The organism is Clostridium sp. AF50-3 (assembly GCF_003477445.1).
Taxonomy (GTDB): Bacteria; Bacillota; Clostridia; order Lachnospirales; family Lachnospiraceae; genus Otoolea; species Otoolea fessa.
The window spans coordinates 193,425-216,575 of the sequence record NZ_QUDH01000004.1 but is presented as its reverse complement, the minus strand read 5'-3'; the positions used below and the strand labels follow the sequence as shown (position 1 = coordinate 216,575).

Annotated in this window: 26 protein-coding genes; 3 read left to right on the top strand and 23 right to left on the bottom strand. The window is 49.8% G+C overall.

The features are described from left to right. Nucleotides 1-50: 50 nt before the first annotated feature. The 22 genes from DW085_RS06735 to DW085_RS06640 form a co-directional block, all read right to left on the bottom strand. Entirely contained in the window at nucleotides 51-1,880 is a 1,830-nt protein-coding gene (locus DW085_RS06735) for an ABC transporter ATP-binding protein (RefSeq protein WP_117796411.1), read from the bottom strand. A gap of 77 nt (nucleotides 1,881-1,957) precedes the next feature. After that, nucleotides 1,958-2,230, bottom strand: a complete 273-nt coding sequence (locus DW085_RS20480; protein ID WP_347475008.1) for an ABC transporter permease subunit — start codon at nucleotides 2,228-2,230, stop codon at nucleotides 1,958-1,960. Continuing rightward, on the bottom strand, nucleotides 2,227-2,688 hold the full coding sequence (locus tag DW085_RS20475; protein ID WP_347475007.1) for a hypothetical protein: 462 nt from the start codon (nucleotides 2,686-2,688) through the stop codon (nucleotides 2,227-2,229). Before DW085_RS20475 ends, DW085_RS20480 begins: the two co-directional genes overlap by 4 nt. 11 nt (nucleotides 2,689-2,699) lie before the next feature. Further along, nucleotides 2,700-3,272: an ABC transporter permease gene (locus DW085_RS20470; RefSeq protein ID WP_347475006.1), complete on the bottom strand. Its 573-nt coding sequence runs from the start codon at nucleotides 3,270-3,272 to the stop codon at nucleotides 2,700-2,702. Continuing rightward, nucleotides 3,203-3,649, bottom strand: a complete 447-nt coding sequence (locus DW085_RS20465; RefSeq protein WP_347475005.1) for an ABC transporter permease — start codon at nucleotides 3,647-3,649, stop codon at nucleotides 3,203-3,205. Before DW085_RS20465 ends, DW085_RS20470 begins: the two co-directional genes overlap by 70 nt. Nucleotides 3,650-3,786: 137 nt before the next feature. Beyond that, nucleotides 3,787-5,361: an ABC transporter substrate-binding protein gene (locus DW085_RS06720; RefSeq protein ID WP_118472064.1), complete on the bottom strand. Its 1,575-nt coding sequence runs from the start codon at nucleotides 5,359-5,361 to the stop codon at nucleotides 3,787-3,789. A 110-nt stretch (nucleotides 5,362-5,471) separates the two neighbouring features. Further along, entirely contained in the window at nucleotides 5,472-6,329 is an 858-nt protein-coding gene (locus DW085_RS06715; RefSeq protein WP_118472065.1) for a glycerophosphodiester phosphodiesterase family protein, read from the bottom strand. A 50-nt stretch (nucleotides 6,330-6,379) separates the two neighbouring features. Continuing rightward, a complete protein-coding gene (locus DW085_RS06710) occupies nucleotides 6,380-9,181 on the bottom strand; it encodes an SMC family ATPase (RefSeq protein ID WP_118491932.1) in 2,802 nt (933 codons plus the stop codon). Beyond that, nucleotides 9,178-10,362: an exonuclease SbcCD subunit D gene (locus tag DW085_RS06705; RefSeq protein ID WP_118491930.1), complete on the bottom strand. Its 1,185-nt coding sequence runs from the start codon at nucleotides 10,360-10,362 to the stop codon at nucleotides 9,178-9,180. Before DW085_RS06705 ends, DW085_RS06710 begins: the two co-directional genes overlap by 4 nt. Before the next feature lie 186 nt (nucleotides 10,363-10,548). Continuing rightward, nucleotides 10,549-10,875, bottom strand: coding sequence for a cupin domain-containing protein (locus DW085_RS06700; protein ID WP_107000176.1), 327 nt, complete (start codon nucleotides 10,873-10,875; stop codon nucleotides 10,549-10,551). Nucleotides 10,876-11,014: 139 nt separating this feature from the next. Then, nucleotides 11,015-11,449, bottom strand: coding sequence for a DUF3298 and DUF4163 domain-containing protein (locus DW085_RS19640; protein ID WP_243033953.1), 435 nt, complete (start codon nucleotides 11,447-11,449; stop codon nucleotides 11,015-11,017). Nucleotides 11,450-12,033: 584 nt separating this feature from the next. Then, nucleotides 12,034-12,990, bottom strand: coding sequence for a hypothetical protein (locus DW085_RS19635; RefSeq protein WP_118491926.1), 957 nt, complete (start codon nucleotides 12,988-12,990; stop codon nucleotides 12,034-12,036). 231 nt (nucleotides 12,991-13,221) lie between these two features. Then, nucleotides 13,222-13,644: a cytidine deaminase gene (cdd, locus tag DW085_RS06685; RefSeq protein ID WP_022359924.1), complete on the bottom strand. Its 423-nt coding sequence runs from the start codon at nucleotides 13,642-13,644 to the stop codon at nucleotides 13,222-13,224. After that, nucleotides 13,637-14,419 (bottom strand): uridine phosphorylase, encoded by a 783-nt coding sequence (gene udp / locus DW085_RS06680; protein ID WP_118491924.1) that lies wholly within the window; start codon nucleotides 14,417-14,419, stop codon nucleotides 13,637-13,639. Before udp ends, cdd begins: the two co-directional genes overlap by 8 nt. Before the next feature lie 43 nt (nucleotides 14,420-14,462). After that, nucleotides 14,463-15,650 carry a phosphopentomutase gene (locus tag DW085_RS06675; protein WP_118491922.1) on the bottom strand — a complete coding sequence of 396 codons (1,188 nt, stop codon included), beginning with the start codon at nucleotides 15,648-15,650 and terminating at the stop codon, nucleotides 14,463-14,465. A gap of 49 nt (nucleotides 15,651-15,699) precedes the next feature. After that, entirely contained in the window at nucleotides 15,700-16,716 is a 1,017-nt protein-coding gene (locus DW085_RS06670; RefSeq protein ID WP_118491920.1) for an alpha-hydroxy-acid oxidizing protein, read from the bottom strand. Nucleotides 16,717-16,724: 8 nt separating this feature from the next. Continuing rightward, complete coding sequence (locus DW085_RS06665) at nucleotides 16,725-17,774, bottom strand: MATE family efflux transporter (RefSeq protein WP_347475004.1); 1,050 nt, start codon at nucleotides 17,772-17,774, stop codon at nucleotides 16,725-16,727. After that, nucleotides 17,756-18,085, bottom strand: a complete 330-nt coding sequence (locus DW085_RS20460; protein WP_347475003.1) for an MATE family efflux transporter — start codon at nucleotides 18,083-18,085, stop codon at nucleotides 17,756-17,758. Before DW085_RS20460 ends, DW085_RS06665 begins: the two co-directional genes overlap by 19 nt. 106 nt (nucleotides 18,086-18,191) lie before the next feature. Beyond that, nucleotides 18,192-18,539: a hypothetical protein gene (locus DW085_RS06660; protein WP_118491918.1), complete on the bottom strand. Its 348-nt coding sequence runs from the start codon at nucleotides 18,537-18,539 to the stop codon at nucleotides 18,192-18,194. A gap of 48 nt (nucleotides 18,540-18,587) precedes the next feature. Beyond that, on the bottom strand, nucleotides 18,588-19,724 hold the full coding sequence (locus tag DW085_RS06655; protein ID WP_118492017.1) for a Fic family protein: 1,137 nt from the start codon (nucleotides 19,722-19,724) through the stop codon (nucleotides 18,588-18,590). A gap of 270 nt (nucleotides 19,725-19,994) precedes the next feature. Beyond that, the gene (locus tag DW085_RS06645; protein ID WP_118491916.1) at nucleotides 19,995-20,399 is read right to left on the bottom strand and encodes a VanZ family protein; all 405 of its coding nucleotides are present in this window, start codon (nucleotides 20,397-20,399) and stop codon (nucleotides 19,995-19,997) included. A gap of 262 nt (nucleotides 20,400-20,661) precedes the next feature. After that, nucleotides 20,662-20,850: a hypothetical protein gene (locus tag DW085_RS06640; RefSeq protein ID WP_118491914.1), complete on the bottom strand. Its 189-nt coding sequence runs from the start codon at nucleotides 20,848-20,850 to the stop codon at nucleotides 20,662-20,664. A 154-nt stretch (nucleotides 20,851-21,004) separates the two neighbouring features. Between DW085_RS06640 and DW085_RS06635 the strand changes: the two genes are divergently transcribed. Genes DW085_RS06635 through DW085_RS06625 form a run of 3 tightly spaced genes read left to right on the top strand, consistent with a single transcriptional unit; the run spans nucleotide 21,005 to nucleotide 22,027 of the window. Beyond that, nucleotides 21,005-21,226: a DUF3791 domain-containing protein gene (locus DW085_RS06635; protein WP_118491912.1), complete on the top strand. Its 222-nt coding sequence runs from the start codon at nucleotides 21,005-21,007 to the stop codon at nucleotides 21,224-21,226. Then, entirely contained in the window at nucleotides 21,223-21,804 is a 582-nt protein-coding gene (locus DW085_RS06630; RefSeq protein WP_118491910.1) for a DUF3990 domain-containing protein, read from the top strand. Before DW085_RS06635 ends, DW085_RS06630 begins: the two co-directional genes overlap by 4 nt. After that, nucleotides 21,785-22,027 carry a hypothetical protein gene (locus tag DW085_RS06625; protein ID WP_118491909.1) on the top strand — a complete coding sequence of 81 codons (243 nt, stop codon included), beginning with the start codon at nucleotides 21,785-21,787 and terminating at the stop codon, nucleotides 22,025-22,027. The genes DW085_RS06630 and DW085_RS06625 overlap by 20 nt, the downstream gene beginning before the upstream one ends. A gap of 346 nt (nucleotides 22,028-22,373) precedes the next feature. Here the strand turns inward: DW085_RS06625 and DW085_RS19630 are convergent, their stop codons facing one another. Further along, the gene (locus tag DW085_RS19630; RefSeq protein ID WP_243033951.1) at nucleotides 22,374-23,150 is read right to left on the bottom strand and encodes a hypothetical protein; all 777 of its coding nucleotides are present in this window, start codon (nucleotides 23,148-23,150) and stop codon (nucleotides 22,374-22,376) included. Nucleotide 23,151 lies beyond the last annotated feature (1 nt).

The following is a 23,151-nucleotide window of genomic DNA, read 5'->3' as shown; positions in this document are numbered from 1 at the left end:
CTGTCTTTTTTCGGCTGCTATTTCGTTTTTCTCTATTTCAGCTTATCAGATTATGCTTCTATCTGAATACACCGCGCCCAGTGTGTCCTTGAAAGTTGTACTGCCTCCGGTGACAACGGCACATGGGCACACGCCTCTCTTCTCTTCGGACATCGCTCATAAAAGATACACTTCTCCCCACTGCCCTCTATCTTCTTTGGTGCATTCTGGACGGACCGCTCTTTTTCCTGATTTTCCAAAAGGTTCTCTTTCGTCTGTCCCCGCTCTGGTTTTTCCATCCGGCTGTCTCTCTCCGGCTCCGCACTCTGCTTTCCTGCCTCCGCATCCAGTTCCATTGTATCCCCGCCGATCGCCGCTTCCAGCAGAAGTTTCGTGTACGGGTGCGCCGGATGCTCATAGATCTCTTCTGCCAGACCTTCTTCCACAATCACACCCCTGTAAATGACCATGACACGGCTGCAGAGCCCGCGCACGACGTTCAGATCGTGGGAAATAAAGAGGATGGTCATCTGCTTTTCGGCGTGCAGCTTCAAAAGCAGGTTCAAAATCTGGGACTGGACCGTCACATCAAGCGCCGAAACAGGCTCATCCGCGATCACCAGGCGCGGATCCATGAGAAGTGCCACGCCGATGCTGATGCGCTGTTTCTGACCGCCAGAAAGCTCTCTCGGATGGCGCGCCGCAAAGGACTCATCCAGTCCGACATTTTCAAGCATTTCCTTCACTAGCTGCCTGCGCTCTGCGCGGTCCCTAATGCCGCGCAGGCGCAGCGGTTCTTCCAGAATCCATCCGATCGTCCGCGCCGGGTTGAGCGATCCCGCCGGATCCTGAAATACCATCTGCGGACGGACACCGTCACGCACCTTCACCTCACCCGTATAATTGTCGTGAAGTCCCAGGATCGTCTTGCTGAGCGTCGATTTGCCGCAGCCGCTCTCGCCCACGATCCCCACAATCTCTCCCTCTCTTGCCGACAGGTTCAGATCGTGAATTACGTGTTTTTTTCCTTTTTTACGGAACAGACCGCCACGCACATCGTAAAATACGTTCAAATCCGTCAGGCGCAGGATCACCCCGCCGGAGCTTTCCCCTTTTTCTCCCTCCGGAATCGACGCCACCAGATGGCGCGTATATTCATGCTTCGGATGCAGAAGGACGTCTTCCGTCTGCCCTTCTTCCACGATCTCGCCCTTATAAACCACGATCACACGGCTGCAGAGCGCACGCACAACATTCAGATCATGGGAAATAAAGAGAATCGACGTTCCCTTGGTCCGGTGGATATTCCGCAGAAGCTCCAGGATCTGTGCCTGAACGACACAGTCTAACGCTGTCGTCGGTTCATCCGCAATCAGAAGACTCGGAGAATTGATCATCGCCTGCGCGATCATCACACGCTGGCGCATGCCGCCGGAAAGCTCATGCGGGTATTTACCGCACAGCCCCTCCGGGTCCGGCAGACCGACTTCTGAGAGTGCCTGCACCACCCGCTCATGAATCTCAGAATTTCCGAGTTTCGTATGGATCCGCAGGCTTTCCCCTACCTGCCGTTCGATTTTCAATACCGGATTTAAGGAGGTCATCGGCTCCTGAAAGACCATCGCCATTTTGCTGCCGCATAGCTGTCTCCGCTTTTCCGGTTTCATGGTCACCAGATCTTCTCCCTGAAAACAGAGCGATCCGGAGGCAATCTCGGCGTCCTTCGGAAGCAGCCCCATCAACGCCAGCGCACTCATGGATTTTCCTGACCCTGACTCGCCGACTACTCCGACGATCTCGCCTTTTCCGATCGAAAAGCTGATGCCCTTGACTGCCTCAAAGGTCGAATTTCCTTCTGGAAAACGGATCGACAGATTTTTTATCTCAACCAATGGTTCCATCTTTTCGCCTCCTTACTGCTGCATCGAGCGCAGCCCCTCGCTCACCATGCTGAATCCCAGAATAATCAGGATGATCGTCACGCCCGGTCCGATCGCGTACCACGGCGCATTGAACAGGTACGACTGCGCTTCGTAAAGCATTCTCCCGAGACTCGCTCCGGCGGCTGGATTCCCAATCCCAGATAACTCATACTCGCCTCCGCCAGCACCGCATTGTTAAATCCGATCGCCGCCGCCGTCAAAAGGCTGACCGCCGCATTCGGCAGAATATGGGCGAAAATAATCCGGATATGCCCTGCGCCAAGGATCCGCGCACTCTTGACAAAATCCAGTTCCCGGCACCGGATCACCTCACTGCGGACGATCCGGGCAAAACTCGGGATAAAAAGGATTCCCAGCGCCAGAATAATGTTGTAGCTCCCGGCTTCGTAAGGCTGATGAAGATAAGCGCCAGAAGAATGCTCGGAAACGATAAAAGGATATCATTGAACCGCATGATCAGGTTATCGAAAAAGCCGCCGAAATAGCCGGTCAGCGCACCGACGATCGTGCCAAACACACACCCGATCAGAACCGTGCAGACTGCCACAAAAAAGGTGCTGCCGCTTCCCGCCATCACACGGCTCAAAATATCGCGCCCGAAGTTATCCGTTCCCAGCGGGTGTGCTGCACACGGCGCCAGATTGACTGCCATGGAGTCCATCGTCGTCGTCCCATACGGCGTCCAGAACTGTCCGATCAGGGCAACTGCCAGAAAGAACAGCGTGATCGCGCCCCCTATCATCAGATTATAATTCTTTCGTTTCATTCGTCTTCCCTCTATTCTTCCGCCGTCCGGACTCTCGGATCCAAAACCTGATAAATCATATCAACCGCAAAATTGATAAGTACGACCACCGATGTGATATACAGCACGATCGCCTGCACAACCGGATAATCGCGGTTGGAGATCGAGCTGATCAGAAGTCTTCCGATTCCCGGCACGCTGAACACCTGCTCCGCCACGATGCTGCCGGCAAGGATCTCCGCGATTACCATCGCAAAGAACGTCACAACCGGAATCATCGCATTTTTCAGCACATGCCCGTACAATACCGCCGTTTCCGTATTGCCGCGGCTGTAGGCAGTCCGCACGTATTCCCGGTTCATCTCGGTCAGAATCGAGCTTCGCAGGAATTTCACCACCATCGCAATCTTCGGCAGCGCCACCGCGAGCGCCGGAAATAAAAGGTACTGTGCAGACTTTCCGAAATTTTCCGACGGTTCAATAAATTTACCCGGCTGGAACATATGAAGAATCAGTCCAAACACGTAGGTCAGGATCATGCCGAGAAAGAATGACGCATCGCCATCAGAATCTGCGTCAGGCAGTTCGTCAGCGTATCGACCCATTTCCCGGCAAACCGGGCACTCAGGATTCCGAGCGGAACTGAAATCACCGTGATGATGAACAGGGAAATGACTGCCAGAAGCACCGTGACCGGAAGCCGCTGTGCCAGAAGGGAGCGGACTGAGGTTCCCTCATACCGGTAGGACTCCCCGAAATCCCCCTGCATCGCATCGGTCACCCATCTTCCATACCGCTCCAGAAGTGGATCATTTAATCCCATCTCATCCCGCGCCCGCTCTAACTGCTCTTCCGTCGCGTCCTTTCCCAGCCTGGAAAGTGCCGCATCGCCCGGAATCACAGAAAAAGCGGTAAACGTCAGGAAGGATATGACCAACAATGTGATAATGAGAGTTATCAGTTTTTTTATAAAGAATTTCATAATTCCCTCCTGCGTTTACCGCTTCTTATTCTGTTGTTATTTCCTGGTTACTGTTCACGGGCAGGCACTTTTGGAACCGTAAGTGCCGTAAGAAAACGTGGTAGCAACAGGAATTTGCTGGATTGTAACTGTATATTTTACTGCTCTACCTGATATAACAGGGACATATCCTCTGCTGCCGTCGGGTAGAAGGTGTAGCCGCCAAACTTCTTGCTGACTGCTACGAGGTTCGCCGGATCTTCGATGTAAACGGCTGCCGCATCCTCTGCCAGGATCATCTGCGCCTTCTTGTAGTTTTCTACTTTTACATCGTCATCAACGGTTGTGTATGCTGTATTAAATACATCGTCGTACTCAGTGTTGGAGTAATGCATGAAGTTCTTCGCATCGTCTGTCACATATTTCTTGAGCCAGTCGCTTGGTGCCAGCGTTCCGTCAAAACCGATGACAGTCGCCTGGAAGTTGCCTCCCTTGTATACATCCTGCAGCCAAGTGCTCCACTCAACCTGATTTAAGGTCACGTTGACGCCGACCTGGGACAGCTCGTCTGCGATGATCTGCGCGCTGTCTACGTGCTGGCTGTATGAGCTTGGAACGGTGATTTCCAGATCAAAGCCATCTGCGTATCCGGCATCTGCCAGAAGCTCTTTTGCCTTCTCCGGATCGTAGCTGTATACGGTCTCTGCTTCCGGCTCATAGTATTTCGACATTGCCGGAATCATATGGGAGCCGATGATGTGGCTTTTTCCGCCGAAAATAAAGTTGTTGATTGCATCGCGGTCTACCGCATAGCAGAGTGCCTGACGCACCTCTGTCTTGGAAAGCGGCTCGTAAGCGCTGTTTAAGTACATCGCATGGACGAGGTTCATGCTTCCCTGTACGATGTTGTAATCTTCATCGCCCAGCGTCTCCGCCTGTGCGGCGGTTAAATATTTCAGAATGTCGATGGTGCCAGCCTGCAGCTCTACAAATGCGGTGTCCACATCGGCAATAAATTTAAATTCCACGCTGTCCAGGCTCGGAACGCCCTCCTGCCAGTAGCCGTCATATTTTTCCAGCTCCAGGTTCTGTCCCGGTGTGTAGGAAACATATTTGAATGGACCGGTACCGATCGGATTGCCTGCCGGGTCCTCGTTGGACTTCGGAATGATGGCAATCGTCATCATCGGAAGAAACTCTGAATAACTTTCTTTCAGGTTTACAACCAGTGTCTTGTCATCCTGCACCTCTACACTATCTACAAGCGAAGAAAAAGCGGAGGATTCACCCTGAATCTCCGCATAACGATCGATGGAATATTTGACATCTTCGATGGTAACCGGTGTGCCGTCATGGAATGTGACGCCATCTCTCAATGTGAAAGTATAAGTCTTTGCATCATCGGAAATGGTATAATCGCTGGCAACAGCCGGAATAAATCCGCCATCGGAAGTAGGCTTTACAAGCCCTTCGTACAAATTGAAAACCACGTCTCTAGTTCCTGCGTCCGTATCTACATGGGGGTCAAGACTAGCCAGGTCCTGCGTCATGCCATACACAACGCTGCCGCCTGGTACTGGTGTTCCTTCTGAAAGAGTATTACTGGTCTCTGCTTCGCTGGACTCGCCAGCTGCTTCTGAGGTGCCTTCTGCTGTCTTGCTGCCTCCGCATGCACAGAGTGAAGCAGATAACAAAAGTGCCATTACGCCTGAAAGAAGCTGTTTCTTTTTCATATCTTTGTCCTCTCGAATTCGTAATAATCTCTCATTATTAAATTGTCCTAGCCATTATAGCAGATTTTCATAGAAAATCAACTTTTCCAGCATAATTTAGGACTTTCTCACTATCTTTTAGGATGTTTTTTGTTGAAATTTACGAATTGATCCGGCTCGAAACTGTCAAAAATAAAAACATCAAACTGTTTCCGGTGCCGGTTTAATTCGCCCTGGTTTTTAATCGTCCACGCCGCCATCTTACATTTGTAGAAATAACGCAGCATTTCCACCGGAAGCGTGTTGCTGAACTGGCAGTTGTACGCAATGAAATCCGGTCTGCAAAATCCGTTCAGCATGCAGTATGTAAGCATCTCCCGCACAATGACCGGCGTTTTCAATCCCTCGCCGCGGTGATTGGTCGCAAGCTGTCCGCGCAAAACATTCGGACGATGGCACTTAAACCAGCCGAGTGCCAGCGGACTGAACGATTCGATGCAGTACTCACCCGGATAACAATCTAAAAGCGCCGCGCATTTCTCACACAGCTCCCGGTGGACAATCTCTGCTTTCAGTTCGATGATAAGCGGGGTACGCCCATCCGCCAGCTCAAGCACTGCCTCAAAGGCCGGTATCGTCTGGGATGAACCAAACAAACGATAGCTTTGCAGCTCTTCAAAGGTACAGTCGCGTATCTTCCGGTCAACGCCCGCCGCCCGCTTCAGATCCCAGTCGTGAAATACGACCGGAACCCCGTCTTTTGTCAGCTGTACATCCAGCTCGATCCCATATCCCATCTGGATCGCGCGCTCAAACGCCGGGAGCGAATTTTCCGGACATTCGCTCCGGTTGTCATGAAATCCCCGGTGGGCGATGTATTGCCGCTCAAATGCCTGCATTCTCGCCTTCCGCCCCGTCTCCGGCAGCATACTGCAGTAAAACAGAGATAAGAGCGATATCGTCACCATTCCTGGAATTACGATTGTCATATGTAAATAGCCTCTTTTCTTTCGTCACACAACGGCTCTGCGCCGTCCTACTAATCTTCTATCTCCCAATGCACCTGGCTTCCACCATTTCCTTTTTTTACCACCAGCTTGTGTCCCATCTCCTCTTTCAGCTCCGTCACGTGGGAAATGATGCCGATCAGGCGTCTTCCTCCGGACAGCTCCTGCAGCACCTGAACCGCCCGCGTCCGTGATTCCTCATCCAGGGAACCAAATCCCTCATCAATGAACATCGCATCCACCTTCACGCTGCCTGCCGCATTCTGGATGACATCCGCCATGCCGAGCGCCATCGCAAGCGCCGCCAGAAAGGATTCTCCACCGGACAGTGTTTTGACGTCCCGGACCCGGTCAGTCACAAAGCTGTAGACATCCAGGTCAAGTCCCACTTCTCCCTGTTTTCCCAGATCGGCCAGACCGCGGCATTGAAGTTCAAAGGTTCCTTTCGTCATCCGGCGCAGGCGGCGGTTAGCTGCCTGTATCATCTGGCGGAAATACTGGCGCTGTACATACGTCTGGAAATCGATCCGCGCCGCGCCGCTCAGTTTTCCGTCCGCCGTCTGGTAAAGTTCGCTGATCTGCTGTTTTTCCCGGTCAAGCTGCTCCCGTTCCTGCAGATACACCCGAAGTGCCGCATATGCATCCTCGTTGCGCGTCCGCACCGACACATGTTCCCGGTGAAGCCGCGACCAGCGGTTTTTTTCCTCTTCCCAGTGCCGGATCTTTTGCTGGATTTTTTCTTCCGGTTCTGTTTCTGAATCTGCTTCAAAACGTTCCCGGAGCGAAGATAAGCTTCCCTCCAGCTCCCGGCATTTTTCCCGGCACTCCTGTGCTTTCTTATCAGCCGCTGTCACCGCCTCTGCAAGTGTTTCCAGCTCCCGGCTGCGCTTCTCAAGCTCCACCCGGAGTGTCCGGCTGTCTTTCCACTCCAGCCGCTTCGAGAGTTCCTCCAGCTCATTACGTCTCGTCTGGCTCTCGATCGCCACCTGCTGCACCTCACTTCTTTTAAGCTCCAGCGCAGCTTCCAGCTTCTTCTGTCCGGCTCCGTTCGCCTCCCGTTTCTGCCGGATCGTTTCTTCCATGGCAATCCGGTCAGTATAAGTGGTTTCCGCCTGCCTGCATCGCCGGATTTCCTGTGCCATCTGCCGTAGCTCCTTCTCCAGAGCATCCACATCCGGCTGGGCTGCCGGGCTGTCCTGATTTTGACCGTACAGTTTTCCCTGGATCTCTATCCGCCGTCTGCTCTCATGTTCCAGCGAGATCTGCGCCTCCTGGCACGCCTCAGCGGCTGTCCTCTGCTTCTGATCGGCATCATCCCGCCCGGCACGCAGCGCTTCTACCTGTTCCTCCCGGATCGGCTCTGTCTCCAGACGGCAGGGAGCCGGGTGTTCCAGCGAGCCGCAGACCGGGCACGGTTTTCCTTCCTGCAGCTCTGCCGCCAGAAGTCCCGCCTGCATCGCCAGAAAGCGGCAGGACGCGTCCTGATACAACTGATCTGACTGCTGGTACGCCCGCGCGGCTGCCTGAAATTTTTCCTGGCGTTTTTCCAGTGACTTCCTCCATGTCCGCTCCGCTTCACAGCATTTCCCTAACTCCTGCAAAACCGCCTGGCGCCGTTCCATCTGCTCCCGCCGTCCCCGGCATTCTGCCAGGGCAGCGCGCGCCTCTACCGCCTCCCGCTCCTGGTTTCGAAGTATTTCTTCCTGTGTACGGCACGTTTCCAGCTGATTCTGCATTTTTTTCAGGTTTTGGGTCAGAGCCGTCCGCTGATGTTCCAAAGTTTCATATGCCTGCCGTTTTTTCTCCTGCTCCGCATAGAGCGGAAGCGCATCCTGCATCCGCCAGATCTGATCCTCCAGCTCCGGTTTCCGGCTCTCATAGGCTGCGGCAGCTTCCCGGCGCTTCTCCTCCATCTCCCGTCCAAATGCTTCCAAACGGCTCTTTTCTTCCAGTACCCGTTTTTCCTTTTTCACAAGCTCCAGATGGTTCTGTCCGGCGGCAAGCTTCTGGATTGCATTCTCTTCCAGTCTCCCCGCCTCTTCCTCGATCCTCCGGCTTTCCTCCGACAACTGATGCAGAAATGCAAGCAGTTCCGCTCCATTTGTCCGGTACCGCTCTTTCAAAGACTGCCATCTTTCTTCCCACTCCAAAGCTACCGCCTCCTCCGTCCTGGGAACCGTCACCTGCCGGATGACTTCCTCGCACCGGGTCTTGTTATCCTCCAGCCTTCCATACAGCGTCCGATCTGCCTCCCGCAGCTTCTGCTGGATTCTACCGTAGATCCCGGTATGGAAAATGCGCGAAAATATCTCTTTTCTTTCTTTGGAGGATGCATGGAGCAGACGGATGTATTCGCCCTGCGCGATCATCGCGATCTGCGAAAACTGATCGCGGTCCACGCCCACGATCGCCCGGATCTTCTCATCGATCTCACGGATCCGGCCGGACATCTCACTTCCATCCGGCAAAAGCAGAGACGCTTTCGGCGCCACACTCGTCGCCGTGTATGCGCCGTCCTTATTTTTCCGCTTGCTGAGGCGCGTGTATGCCGGACTGCGGCGGATCGTATAATCCTGCCCCTTATCCTCAAACGTCAGTTCCACCCAGGTCTCCGCGTCCTCCGGTGCATACTGGCTGCGAAGCATCGCGCCCTCTCTCCCGGCGCCGCTCGCCGCCCCGTAGAGCGCAAACGAGATCGCGTCAAAGATCGTCGTTTTGCCTGCCCCCGTATCGCCCGTGAGCAGGAACAATCCCGTCCCCGCCCGTTCGAAATCAATCTGCGTCACGCCCCCATAAGAGCCAAACGCCGACATTGTAAGCAGCTTCGGTTTCATACGCGTTCCTCCTCCTCTGCCTCTTCCACCATGCGCGCCAGAATCGTCTCCTGTTCCTCTGTCATCGGGCAGTGGCGCACCGCCTCATAAAAAGAGGCAAATGCCTGAAACGGCGTCACCGCCCCTGTTTCCTCCGGTTCTTCCTCCAGTCGTTTCCGCGTCCTCTCATTGTCCACCCGGATCTCCAAAATATGCGCAAATAACTCCTCCAGGCGTTCCCGGAAATCGTACATTTCTTTTTCGTCCGTCAGGACCACGCTCACATACGCGTCCGCGCGTCCACTTCCATCCGGCATCTTTTCCATCGTATCTGAAAGCAGCTTGAGTTCTTCCAGTGTCCCCCGCACGCGCTTTACATCGGGATGGCAGAGAATCGGCAGACGGCGGATCTGCGGCTCACTTCCTTTTTCTCCCAGTTCCACCACCGTGATCCCCTTCTGATGGTGTTCTTCACTGATCGAATATTTGTACGGCGTCCCACAATAGCAAAACCGCTCCTGCCCTACCTTCTGTGCCCCATGGATATGCCCTAACGCCGCATATTCAAACGGTTCCAGCACCGACGCATCGATCGCATCCAATCCTCCGGAGGTCAGCACCGCCGTCTCCGAATCGCAGGTTTCCGGATTCTGACCGTTCCAGACAAAAAACTGGTGCGCCAGAACCACATTGCGCTCCTGCTTGTGGATCGTCTCCCGCGCCAGGAGTTTCTGGAATGCATCGGTATAACCATTGGTGTCAAACAAATGGCGCACATGACCCGGACGGATAAACGGTACCAGATAAAAATGAACCGGTCCCCACTCATCTGTAAGTGTGACCTGCTTTAAATACTCCGTCCGATCTGCCGGCGGCAGCGCCGCGATATGGATCCGGTGGCGTGCCAGAAACGATGCGCCATACGCCAGCCGCTCCGGTGAATCGTGATTTCCCGCAATGATCAGGATCTCCGTCTCCGGACATCGCCCGGATAGCTCGGTCAAAAACCAGTCAAAAAGCGTATACGCTTCCCCCGCCGGGACCGATTTATCATAAATATCCCCGCATATCAGAATCGAATCCGGCTTCTCTTCCTCCGCATATTTAAGTATCTGCAAAAACGCATTCTTCTGGCTCTCGCGCAGGCTATAGCCATTTAACATTTTCCCGATATGCAGATCAGAAAGATGAAATAGTTTCACGCAGGCACACCTCCTTTTTCTTCCTTTGAGCCACTGTTTTTTTGATTTCCAATTTTTTCCGCTTAAACATATAGGCATTTTCCGGACATATATGGCAAAAAGCGCCGACACATCGAACCACCTCCCGTGCCAGCGCCTTTTTTGGTTACTGTGAACCGTTACCTTTTTCTGTTTTGTTCTTCACTCTTAATCCAGCTGGATCAATGCCATAAAGACCAGATCTTCATCTCCGGTATTGGCAATGCCATGACCACAGCCATCCGGCGTGAAGGTCTTATCGCCGACGGTAACCGGACGTTTCGTTCCATTGTCATCGTACTCGCCCTGTCCCTTGATGATATAATACGTCTCGCTCTCGCCGTGGTGCTCATGATAGCCCAGGGAACATCCCGGTGCGATCGTTACCTCGGCAAACATCTTACATTTTGCATTTAACTCATTGTCATCCAGAATGTATTTTACAACTACCTGTCCTTTGCCGCCGTTCGCATTTTCCTTAACAACTGTCTTCATGCTGCTTCCTCCTCATCCTGTGCCATTCTTTCAGATTCGTTCGACACTGTTTTTCTATGGAGTATTATAAGCGATTTTTTCCTCAACTTCAAGCTCTCTACTTAAGGGCAATCCGCATTTGTTGCAGTTCAGAAAATTCCTACTTGCTAAGTTCAATCCGCATTTCTAACTCGCTGTACGGAATTGTTACCTCCGGGAATCCTTCCGCATACGATGCAATCTCATACGGCGCATAATAGAAAACCACGCCCGTCTCGCTCAGATAAAACGGCGATTCGTAGCTGATGCCGTCTGCCACCGTATGTTCCAGATCCTCCGGTGATTCAAAGGCAAAATTTGTCTTTTCCGCCAGCTCCCTGAATGCCGCACCAACCTTCGCCTGCAGCTCCTCCACCGGATTCTCAACCACATCGCTCAAAGACAGGCGTGCCCCCGTTTCCCGGTCAAAGACAAAATACTGGCGGAACGGCGTTCCGTGTGCGCCGCCCGTATATTCGTATCCATCCGCACGGACGCAGACATAATGATCATCCAGATACGTAATCGCGTCATCTCCGTCGATCGTAAGAGCCATCGAATAGATCGGCTGCGCTGCATCCGCCTCCTGCGGAAGTACCTCTTCCTCCGATCCGTCCGTTTCCGCTGTATCGATGCTCATCTCCGTATCAAGATTCATGGAATCCGTCCGCGCCGCCGACAGAACCGACACCTGCAGCTCCTGCATCGTCTGGTTCATCGCCTCGACCGCATCGCCCTCTCCGTCAAATACCAGCCGTTCTGCGTACACACTTCCCAGCTCCCGGCTTCCATCCGCACTCTTTAACGTCTCCGACTGCGCCTCGACATGCCCCAGCTCCCGGATCGGAGACTGGAACAGAACCGGCTCTAACAACGTCACTTCCCCGCTTGCCGCATCATCCAGCGTTTTTTCGCCCAGATAAACGCCGTAATCCTTAAACTGCTGGCAGTATGCCTGATTTCCCGTCACATAAAAATTACCATACATAGAAAAATCATTCGTCATGCCTGGCTCTTCCTCGACCGTAAAAAGCGCATTCTGCGCCTCGGCGGCATTTGCCGCTGCATCTGCCTTAGCATCCGCCGCAATCCGTTTAAACGTATACTTTCCCGTACTGATCTGGGACGCCTGATTTTCCATCAGGTACAAATATCCGCCCTGATACTGCACCAGGCTGATATTTTCCGCCGTCTCATATAAAAGCGTCCGTTTCTCCGGGTCAGAGACCTCATAGCGGTAACACTGCGTATTTCCATTGCCATCCCGAAGCAGGGCAAAGAATGCGTCCTTCGCAAACAGCACCGACGATGTATTCGTAATATCCGAAATCTCCCTCGATGGCTGCCGTCCGCATCCGCAATCACCAGGCAGGTTTCATTCTGCACCGGCATATACCCAAACTGTTCCGTATAATATGGAAGAATCCCATTAAACAGCTCGCTGCAGCCTGCCGGAATCTCCCCGTAGATCGTGTCTGACGGTGACAACTCTCCCGCTGTTTTGCCATTCTCATCGAGCGTATAAATGACATTCATGTTGTAACCCTTGACATACAGGCGGTTCTTTGACGCATAGAGCACCGACGGCTGATCCGTCAGATCCGCTAAATGCTCTTCCACACCGCTCTCCAAATCCAGCCGGTACAGCCCATAAAGCTCCGTGCCCTGTGTGCTGCCACTCTCCGCCTGTATCCGATCAAAATACAGCCCGCCTCCGTAGACCCAGAAGGTGCTGTTTTCATCTCCCGTGTCAAACTGGCAGAGCGTCTTCATCTCGCCTGTCTCCTTCGAAAGGGAACGGATCTCCGTGCGGTATTTGAGGTACAGCATGCCATTCTCCTCCAGCACCCGATCCGCCGCTCCGAGCGCCGTGCTGACCGCGCCCTCCGTTTCCTCTGCCGCCTGTGTCTGCGCTGTTGTCTCAGCCACCGGTGATTTTTTGCACGCTGACAGGGCTGCCGAAGCAGCAATCAAAAACATCGAAGCCGCCAGCACTGCCCTATACCCTGTCTTTTTCTGAACCTTTTTTCTCTGGTTCTGCTCTGTTCTTCCCTGATTCTGTTTCATTTCTTCCCGTTTCCACTCTTTCTGAGCCATCCGTCCAAACTCCCCACACTTTTTCTATTTTTCATCGGACCTGCGTCCGCTTTTTCTTCTGAATACAGGCGGAAATGGTGAATCCATCCCCGCCTGTCATACAGTGTACCCTGTTTTTTTTGCAATGTCAAAAGGTGTTCCAATATATTAAGTTATATTAATGAAACTGTAAGATTACAGTGCGCGGGTCTTTGACACCTGCATACCAGCTTTATGAGGCAATCGGCATTCCTACTGCAAATTATCCGGTCCGAATCCCATCGGCAGAAGCTCCGCCAGTGTATAGACCTTATATTCCTTCACCGAACGTGCCAGAATGATCTGAAATCTATCATCCTGGCAGAATTCCTTCATCACCTGACGGCACACGCCACAGGGCGCACACCAGTCAAATTCCGAAGCTCCTTCCGGGCCTCCCACAACTGCAATCGCTGTGAAGCTGCGTTCACCCTCACTGACTGCCTTAAAAAAGGCAGTGCGTTCCGCGCAGTTTGTCGGTGTATAGGCCGCATTTTCAATATTGCAGCCACGGTAAATCCCGCCTTTTTCAGTCAGCAGAGCCGCCCCCACCTGAAAATGAGAATAGGGTGTATAGGCCATTTTCCGTGCTGCGAATGCTTCCTCGATGAGTGTTTCTATCCTCTCATTATTCATTCTTCGCATCCTCCTGAATCAAGATACGGATGGCTTCCACCGCTGTCCGGATTGCTGCCTCTGTATCATGGGCCTGTTCATTGGACAGACCTTTTTTCGCCCGCTCCTGATTAGCCAGAACCAGGAAGCAGGCACCTACACGCACCCGAAGGAAGCTACCTGCGATAAACAATGCTGCTGACTCCATCTCCGATGCCAGGCATCCCATCCGAAGCCATGCCTGCCACTTATTTTCAAGCTCATAGCTGACCGGCATCACCTCCGGCTCATGCTGTCCAAAGAAGGAATCCTTCGACTGTACAACGCCCGCATGACAGCGGAACTTCAGCTTCTTCGCTGCACGGATCATGGCAGTCATAACATCCACATGGGGAACAGCCGGGTACTCAATGGGAGCGTACTCTCTGCTGGTTCCTTCCATGCGGATAGCTCCGCTTGCAACTACGATATCTCCGCCCAGTACATCCTCCTGCATACCTCCACAGGTGCCCACACGCAGAAAAGTATGGGCTCCGCACTTGGATAACTCCTCGATAGCGATAGCCGCTGACGGACCACCGATGCCGGTTGACGTCACACTGACTTTTACCCCATCGATGGTTCCCGTATATGTGGTATATTCACGATTATCCGCAACTAACACCGGATTCTCAAAATGTTCTGCTATCTTCTTGCATCGCTTGGGGTCCCCCGGCATGATGACATATCCGCCGATATCCTCCGGGCCGATTCCTGTGTGGTACTGTTTTCCCGTTCCTTCTGTATAATCAACCATATAATCGCCGCCTTTCTGTTTTTAACTTCAAGTCCAATGTCATTTATTTTATCTGATCCAGAATAGAAGTTCCGATGGTCCCCTCCGGCATTCTGACACCAAAATTATCCGCAATGGTCGCGCCGATAACGGCAAAGGTGTCACTTGTATCAAGCTTCCCACTTTCCGTATCCGATGGTGAATATGCGATAAACGGGACCTGCTCTCTTGTGTGATCCGTTCCCTTATAGGTCGGATCATTTCCATGATCCGCCGTCAGAATCAGCAGATCGTCCTCACGGAGCAGCGGCAGAAGCTCTCCCAGCTTTTTATCAAATTTTTCGATCTCTTCCCCGTATCCCACCGGATTTCTGCGATGTCCCCATAACGCATCAAAATCTACCAGATTGGTAAAGCAAAGTCCCTTGAAATCCCGCTTTGCGATATCGATGGTCTGCTGCATGCCATGTACACTGCTGTCGGAATGATTGCTTTCTGTTATCCCTTCTCCCACAAAGATATCGTTAATCTTTCCAACGGAAATCACATCATATCCGGCATCCTTCAGTGCATTCAGCGCCGTCGGTCCGGTGGGTTTCAAAGCATAATCATGGCGGTTACTTGTCCGTTTGAATTCGCCGCGCTTTTTGCCCACATAGGATCTTGCGATAACACGGCCAACTCTCCACTCATCCCGCATAGTCAGTTCTCTGGCAATCTCACAGTAATGATACAAGGTCTCAAGTCCCATGGTTTCCTCATTGCCACAGATCTGAAGCACAGAATCCGCTGATGTATAGACAATCAGCTTTCCTTCATTCACTTCCTGTTCACCCAGCTCCTCCAGAATCTCCGTTCCGCTGGCTGCCTTATTGCCGATTATCTTTCTGCCGCAGCGCTTTTCCAGTTCGTCAATCAGTTCCTTGGGAAATCCATGTTCTGTAAATGTGATAAATGGCTTATCCGTCCGGATGCCCATCATCTCCCAATGACCGGTCATGGTATCCTTACCATTGCTCGCCTCATTCATCGCCATGAAATATCCTTCCGGATGTTCTGCCGGCTTAACCTGCTTAAGGGCCTTGAGATTGGCAAGTCCCAATCTCTGCAGATTCGGAATATCCAGATGTTCCACTGTTTCTGAGATGTGCCCCAGCGTATCCGCACCGGCATCGTCAAATCTCGCAGAATCTGCCATGGGACCGATTCCAAGGGAATCCAGTACGATTACAAATACACGATTAAAACGCATATCACTCACCCTTTCTACTAATTTTTGCTATATTTGATAGTTTACTTTTTTACACTCTCACACAGTCACGGGTAATTTCAGCAAGGAAAGATACGCCGCACATAGCCATGGTATCTGCAAGCTCACTTCCGATCTTCTGGATATATGCTTCAACTCCTTCTCGGCCTCCGCCATAGACAGCTGTGACGAAAGGTCTGGCTATGATAACCGCATCTGCCCCCAGTGCCAATGCTTTAAATACATCGGTGCCGGAACGGATTCCGCCATCCACGAAAATCTTCATAGAACCGTCCACTGCTTCTGCTATTTCTTCCAGAACTTCTGCAGTTGCCGGGCACTGATCCAGGACTCTTCCTCCATGGTTAGATACCACGATGGCTGCCGCACCGGTCTCTTTAGCCTTCAAAGCGCCTTTTACCGTCATAATACCCTTTACAATAAAAGGGACTCCTGCTGCCTTCACGATCTCACGAAGCTCCTCCACTGATTTACTTCCGGCCGGAGGATTGAAATTTTTCAAAAATGGAAGACCTGCCGCATCGATATCCATGGCAGCCGCGAAAGCACCTGCATCCTTGACAAGCGCCATCTTTTCACGAACCATTTCCACATTCCATGGCTTCACTGTAGGAATTCCCAGTCCCCCTGCCTTTTTGATGGCTTCCGTGGCAGCCACCATCACATTGCTGTCCATTCCGTCTCCTGTAAAAGCGGCAATTCCAAACTCTGCACAGGAAGAAACTAATATATCATTGTAAGAAACATCATTCAGTGAATCGCCGTAATGCATATTCACGGCTCCCACCGGACCTGCAAAAAACGGATACTGAAAATTCTTTCCAAACAACGAAAGAGATGTATCGATGGGACGTTTCTCCACCAGTGTATCCATCTGGACGCGGATTTCCTTCCATTTGTCATAATTCCGAATCGCCGTATCTCCGATTCCTTTGGCTCCCGGACCCGGCATCTGATTCTTGCAGGCTCTTCCGTTGCATTCCGGACAGGCCTTGCAGTAATTTCCCATTTTTCCTCTTGCCAGTTCTAAACATTCTGCATAATTCATTAATCTGGTTACCTCCCTGTCACTTTTTTCTCAAATCCATGCACCCAATTTCCCCTTAAAAACAAAAACAGGAAAATCACGGAGCTGATGCTCCAGGTCAGTGGGTATGCCCAGAATATGACCCGGATATCCGGAATCAGACGCACTGCCAGTGTGATGTAGCTGACACGGAACAGACACCATACACAGAGCAGAACGATCATGGGCACGGCAGCATTGCCGGAACCCCGGAGTACAGCCGCGATACAGTGAGTAAATGCCAATAAACAATAAAACAACGCAATGATTCTGGACTGCATCACCCCATAATGTATCACATCCGGATCACGGTTGAATGCTGCAATCAGCACCGGTGCCGCCGTATATATGGTGATACCAATCAGTTCTGCAATGAAGATGGAGCAGAGGATACCGAACTTCGCACCTTTCTTTGCTCTGTCATACTGCTTTGCCCCAAGATTCTGTCCCACAAAGGTAGTTATCGCCATAGTAAAGCAGGTCACCGGCAGGAAGGCAAAACCTTCTACCTTAGAATAAGCTCCGCAGCCTGCCATGGCCATTTTACCGAATGCATTGATGTTGGACTGTACAAACACGTTGGCTATGGCAATGACTGAGTTCTGGAAACCGGAAGGTACACCATTCTGAATAATCTGCCTCAGCATATGTCTGTCAAAACGAATCCTCCTAAGCTCCAGCCGGTAGTCTTCCTTCACCCGCATCAGATGCACCATACAGAGAATCGCACTGACAAACTGGGATATAGCCGTTGCCAGGGCTGCCGATCCCACTCCCATGCCAAGTCCTGTGATAAAGAAGATATCCAGCACCACATTCACACAGGAGGAAATAATCAGATAGATCAGCGGATGGCGGCCGTCCCCCACCGACTGCAGGATTCCAACGAAAATATTGTACATGACTACACCCAGAGAACCTGCAAAATAGGTTTGAAAATATACAATCGATTCTGGAAGTACATCTGCCGGTGTTCCCATCAGTACCAGAACCTTCGGTGCCAGATACATTCCCGCAGCCGTCAGTGTGATTCCGGCCACCAGACCGAGGCTGTGGTTGTATGAATCGCTCTCTGGAGATAATCCTTGTTTTTCGCCCCATAATACCTGGCAATTACTACACCGGCTCCCATGGCAATACCGTTAATAAAACCTACCATCAGGAAAATCAGGTTTCCCGACGAACTGACTGCTGCCAGTGCATTGCTGCCAAGATAATTACCTACAATCAGGGAATCCGCTGTATTATACAGCTGCTGAAACAGATTCCCCAGAAACAATGGTATGGCAAATAAAATAATCTTCTTAGAGATACTTCCCTCTGTCATCCTCGTTTTGCTTTCAGCCCCCATAAAACCCCCAAAATTAATCCTATTTATGCACACAGTCGATGACTATTCATCGCCCCTCTGCACGCATATGTTCTCGATCTCATTATAGCCGACTGCCAGCAAATTCTCAATACTTCTTGCGCTGAGTGTGCAGCCCATTGGCTGTGATTAACAGTGCTAATCGGAACACATCGTTTTTATGTTTCTTTATATTTTTGCTGTCAACCTGATCTCCATTTAACTTGCGTTCTTTTAAATCCAGCCACGCTTTCGCCTTAAATGGTATCAGGCAAGTCGGACTTAATACCGGAATGCCATCAACCATCTTTTGTCCGATTTTTAGCAATTCATAATACGCTTCATTTAAAAGGATTGCCGACAAACTAGATATTTCATCATCTATCAGAAGCGGTGTGAGAACTGCATCATCTTCCAATATAATGAAATCCGGATTTCTGGAAAATATCTCTATCATATTAAGCAAAATTTCCACTCGATGAGCGGAAATTCTACAATACCTAAACTACTTCTTGAATTTATATTTTCCTTTTCCATGACCGGATACTGATTCAATAATGTCTGCCTTTACCAAATTGGAAAGAAGTTTTGAAGCACCTGAACCTTTCAGCTCAAGAAGCTCCATAACTGCACTTCTTCCAAACACCTCATCAAAGCCAAACTTTTCAAAAAGTCTATGGATATGAATCGTCGTTTTTGCCGAGAAATCACTACTTTTTTCGAAAAGTAAACTTTCAATATCCACTTTTTTGTCTCGAATGTCCACTTTTCCACTCTCAACATCCACTTTTTTGTCCCCAATGTCCACTTTTTCTTCGTTCAAAAGTTCACTTATATGAAGATTTCGATTATGAAGCTCATTTTTCTCGTTCAAAAGCAAATTTCTGAGAAATGCTTCCAAATACTCTGTTGTTTCGTGAATGCCTTTTTTCAGGTTCGTATAGTTTGCACGCACAAGTGCATTTCTGAAATACCAGGCATTTTCTGCAAAAATATCATTGGTTGCAGAGAACCCAAGCGTCCTTAAATATTTGATGAAGAACACTGCTGTTGTTCTCGTATTGCCTTCCCCGAAGATATGGATTTGCCATAACCTTGAAACAAATACCGCAAGATGATGGATAATCTCGTCCATTGAAAGCCCTTTATAGCTAAAATCCTTCTCCTGCGAAAAATCATATTCAAGTGTGGCTCTCAGTTCTGAAGCACTGCCATACATAACAGTTGCCCCATCAAGCACCCATTCTTTCTTTGTAATGTTGTAATCTCTAATCTTTCCGGCGTGTTCATAAATACCCTGAAAGAGTTTACGGTGGATAGATACATACTCGTTTGGCGAAAATGAAAACGCTGTTTCAGAAAGAATTTCTGCGATACGGGACGAAACCTTATCTGCTTCTTCGGTACGCTCATCATCGGACAAGTGCACTGGTCTTTCTTCATAGTAACTGTCGATAAGACTCTGTGCTTCCTTCATCGTGATTTTGCCTTCAATATTCTGAATGGCGGTATCAATCAGATATTTAGATGGTTTGAGTCCGTCCACCGCCTGAAGTCCGATTGCTGTACTCCAAGCATAACTTTTATAAGCTTTATTCGGTTCAGACTCCCTCAAATATTCCTTAAACGGATCTTTCTCCATATCCACTACCTCGCTTCATAGTCTTATAATTCTATCTTCTGTAAGATTGAACGTGCTATCTAAAAGAGTAAGTTGTTGATTATCATTTTTAACAAAAGACATATGGATCACCTCACAAAATCTCACCTATATTTTACCAGAAAATCCAATGTTTTTATATATCGTGTTAAAATCATGATATTTTGATTTGCCAGAATTTACTTTTGCAAGTGATTAGCTAAATCAGAACTTAAACTTGCAAACTGGAAGCTCGGATTCCAATTCAGCCCTCTATGAATGATGCAAACGACGATGCACCGCATCGATTATCCGCATCACCCCATATCCCAGACAACCGCCCAATGTATTCATAACTACATCGTCCAGCTGGCAATATCCTCTTTCTGTCACAAGCTGCATCCCCTCGATCATCATCGACAACAGCATACTGTTCAAAAGCATCTTCCACCATTTGGCACACCGCCTTTCTGCCAACGGCAAAACTCCAAGTGGAAGAAACATAATCACATTCTCAACCATATATGCCCTGGACTGCCAGGTTCTGCCCCATGTCTCAAACAGCTGCCAGTCAATCCCCGTTCTGGAACCCGACTCCCGCGAAAAAAACGCCTGAATCCACACAACCGTTTCATATACACCCAATAAAAAATAATAATACACCTGCGGTCGCTCCATGCCTTCTCCCCGGCAACCAGCCGCAATAACAAAAGCATCATAATCGCCGCTCCGACTCCCATGGGAAGGTACGAAACCGGTTCTTTTATATCATCTAACAATATTTTCCAAAATTCCAATGAGGTTCTCCAATTATCGTTTTTGTTTTATCATGATACCCATAAATCACTAACTCACAAGCATGCAACAGCCCCTCTTTCCGTCTTCACAATATTTTTCATCTACACCACTTGTACCCCTTATACCCAACTGCCTTCCTCAATTATACCGTTTTCTCCTGCTTATAGGCAACCAGTTCTGTATTGGAAGGGTCCAGTTTCAGGAGTTTGTTGACATCCTTCAGTCCGGACTGCGTCCCCTTGATTGATTTGTTTACACTTTCCAGCGCTTTGGAGAGCTTTGTGGTATCGCCGCCGATCTCAACGGTGATGCCCTGGATTCTGGATGCCATTTGCGTAACCAACTCCTCGCAGGCATGAAAAAAGCCCATCTGCACGGGGCAGACAGGCATAAAATAATCTGAAATTTACAATTCTGTCGTTGCTAAGCGGCAGAAAAAGAGCTATACTTAAATTGAGAAGTTGTACTCAAAGGAGGTACGCTCTATGGGTGAATATAATATTGACATTGCCGATATGCAGTGCTGGGTTTTCCGCATGGCTCAGTCCAAGTGGAAAATGTCTCCCAGCGATTGCGCTGAACTTTTTAAGAAATACGACATTCTTGGATTTATTTCTGAATGCTATGACATCCTTCATCTAAACGGTTACGCCTGTGTTCTTCACGATGTTGAAACCTTGTTAAAGAATCGAGGTGTATCCGTATGATTGAATTGCAGGATGGGATGCTTCTGTACCACGGTAGCTACATTGGTATCCCGGCGATTGACCTGAATCGCTGCTTTGGTGGACTCGATTTTGGCCGAGGTTTTTATCTTACATCTTCCTACGAGCAAGCGTACAATTACGTTCAGCTTTCGGTTAGGAAAGCGATGCGTATTGGTACAGTTCCAAAAGATTTCAACCCGGAAGACGGACAGATATCTGTTTACAAATTCCACTACGATCCCAACATATTAGCTTACTGTTTCCAAGGAGCCTCTGTTGAATGGCTTCATTTTGTAGCAGCAAACCGAAAAAAGGATTTGTTCCCACAACTTTTGAAAAAATACGGCACCATCGACATCATCAGTGGAAAAATTGCAGATGACCAAACAGCCCACACCTTACAGCAGTATATAGGTGGCGTTGACTTTGGTATCCCCGGCACACCGAAAGCAGACAAAATAGCTATTGAAAAACTTCTTCCCAATCGCCTAAAAGACCAATTCTGTTTTCGCACGCAGGACGCCGTTAATCATCTTGAATATATAAGGAGTGACCGCTATGGAGATGTCAAACTATAACTTCACAGATACGCAGAAAGAAAGCTGTGCTGTCAGTCTCATGCGCGATACGGTCAAAGAACTCGCTTTGCGTGATACTATTTCCTATGAAGATGCACTGTTACGCTTCACAAATTCAAAGGTATATGAAACACTTTTCGACTATGATACCGGAATTTGGAGAGAAAGCCCCGACTATCTTCTGAATCTCTATGACTATTGCAATTCTAAAAAGACTGCCTAAGTTTTCTTTCTGCTTGACTAGCACTACTACATCGGCTATACTTTCAACAGTGATCAGGTTTCGGTAACCTTGCGAGATCCGAGACCGGGAAGATGACCTCCGGGCCACCTTCTTTCTCCCCCAGTTGTGTACGACTGGGGGATTTTTATGCCTTACCACCAGACGATTGTGCTTATTTCGTTCGTAATATAAGCACGGTTGTCTGGTTTTTGCTTTAGAACATAACGATAAAAAGGCAGTAAGGGCTCTTTCCACACTTAGTTGATTTCACAGCGAAATTGTTCATGAAGCAGTACTTTTGCCTTCAATAATTCAAAACTATTTCTGCCATACATAATACGTTTTATTACTTTGAGTTGCGGTCTTTTGGACGGCCCATCTTCTCCTTTACCTTGTCCGGCACATCAATCAGTCCGAACCGATAGAACATTCCGTATATGTAGGTCACTCCCCGGATATCACCCAGAGCTTTGGGACGATCAACCACTTCCCCTTTTATATTTCCCAGTGCCAAAATTATAGAACTCCACGCCAGACTTTTACTCTTCTCTCGGCGGTCGATCCACAGTTCTTTTGTATACTCGCCATTCCTGCCCTTTTTGATTTCGTAAGAGAATGGCAACCCGGCGTAGGTCTTAAATTTCACTCCAGCATAGGTCAGAATCACACCCCAGAAGTTTTCTTCTGTCGGATCAGCCCTCCACCGCTTCATCGCTCTGTATCTCCGCTGCCGCTCTGCTCCAACACTGATTTTCTCTTTTGATGCAGTACTTGGGAAATACACGCCTTTCTGATATGGTAGGTACGAGGTAACGGAAGCTTTGGAGAGTTGAAGCGCATTTGCGGTTGAGAGTATGGAGGTTTTGTAGTCCTGAGTTTCACGGTATTCTTCAAAAGTGTTTTTTACTTTTTCCGTCACTTCTGATTCATACACACCTGCCGTGATGAGCAGCTTCCGTACCTTGATGGGATTTAATCCCAACTCATCTCCGATGGCCTGCAAGGACATCTCAGAATCATAAAGTGCCACAGCACTTTCCATCTGCTCTTTCAGATTTTTCCCGGCATCGTACTCTGGCTTCAACTTCTTCCGGCCACCGCCTGGTTTTCTTGTTTTCTTCATT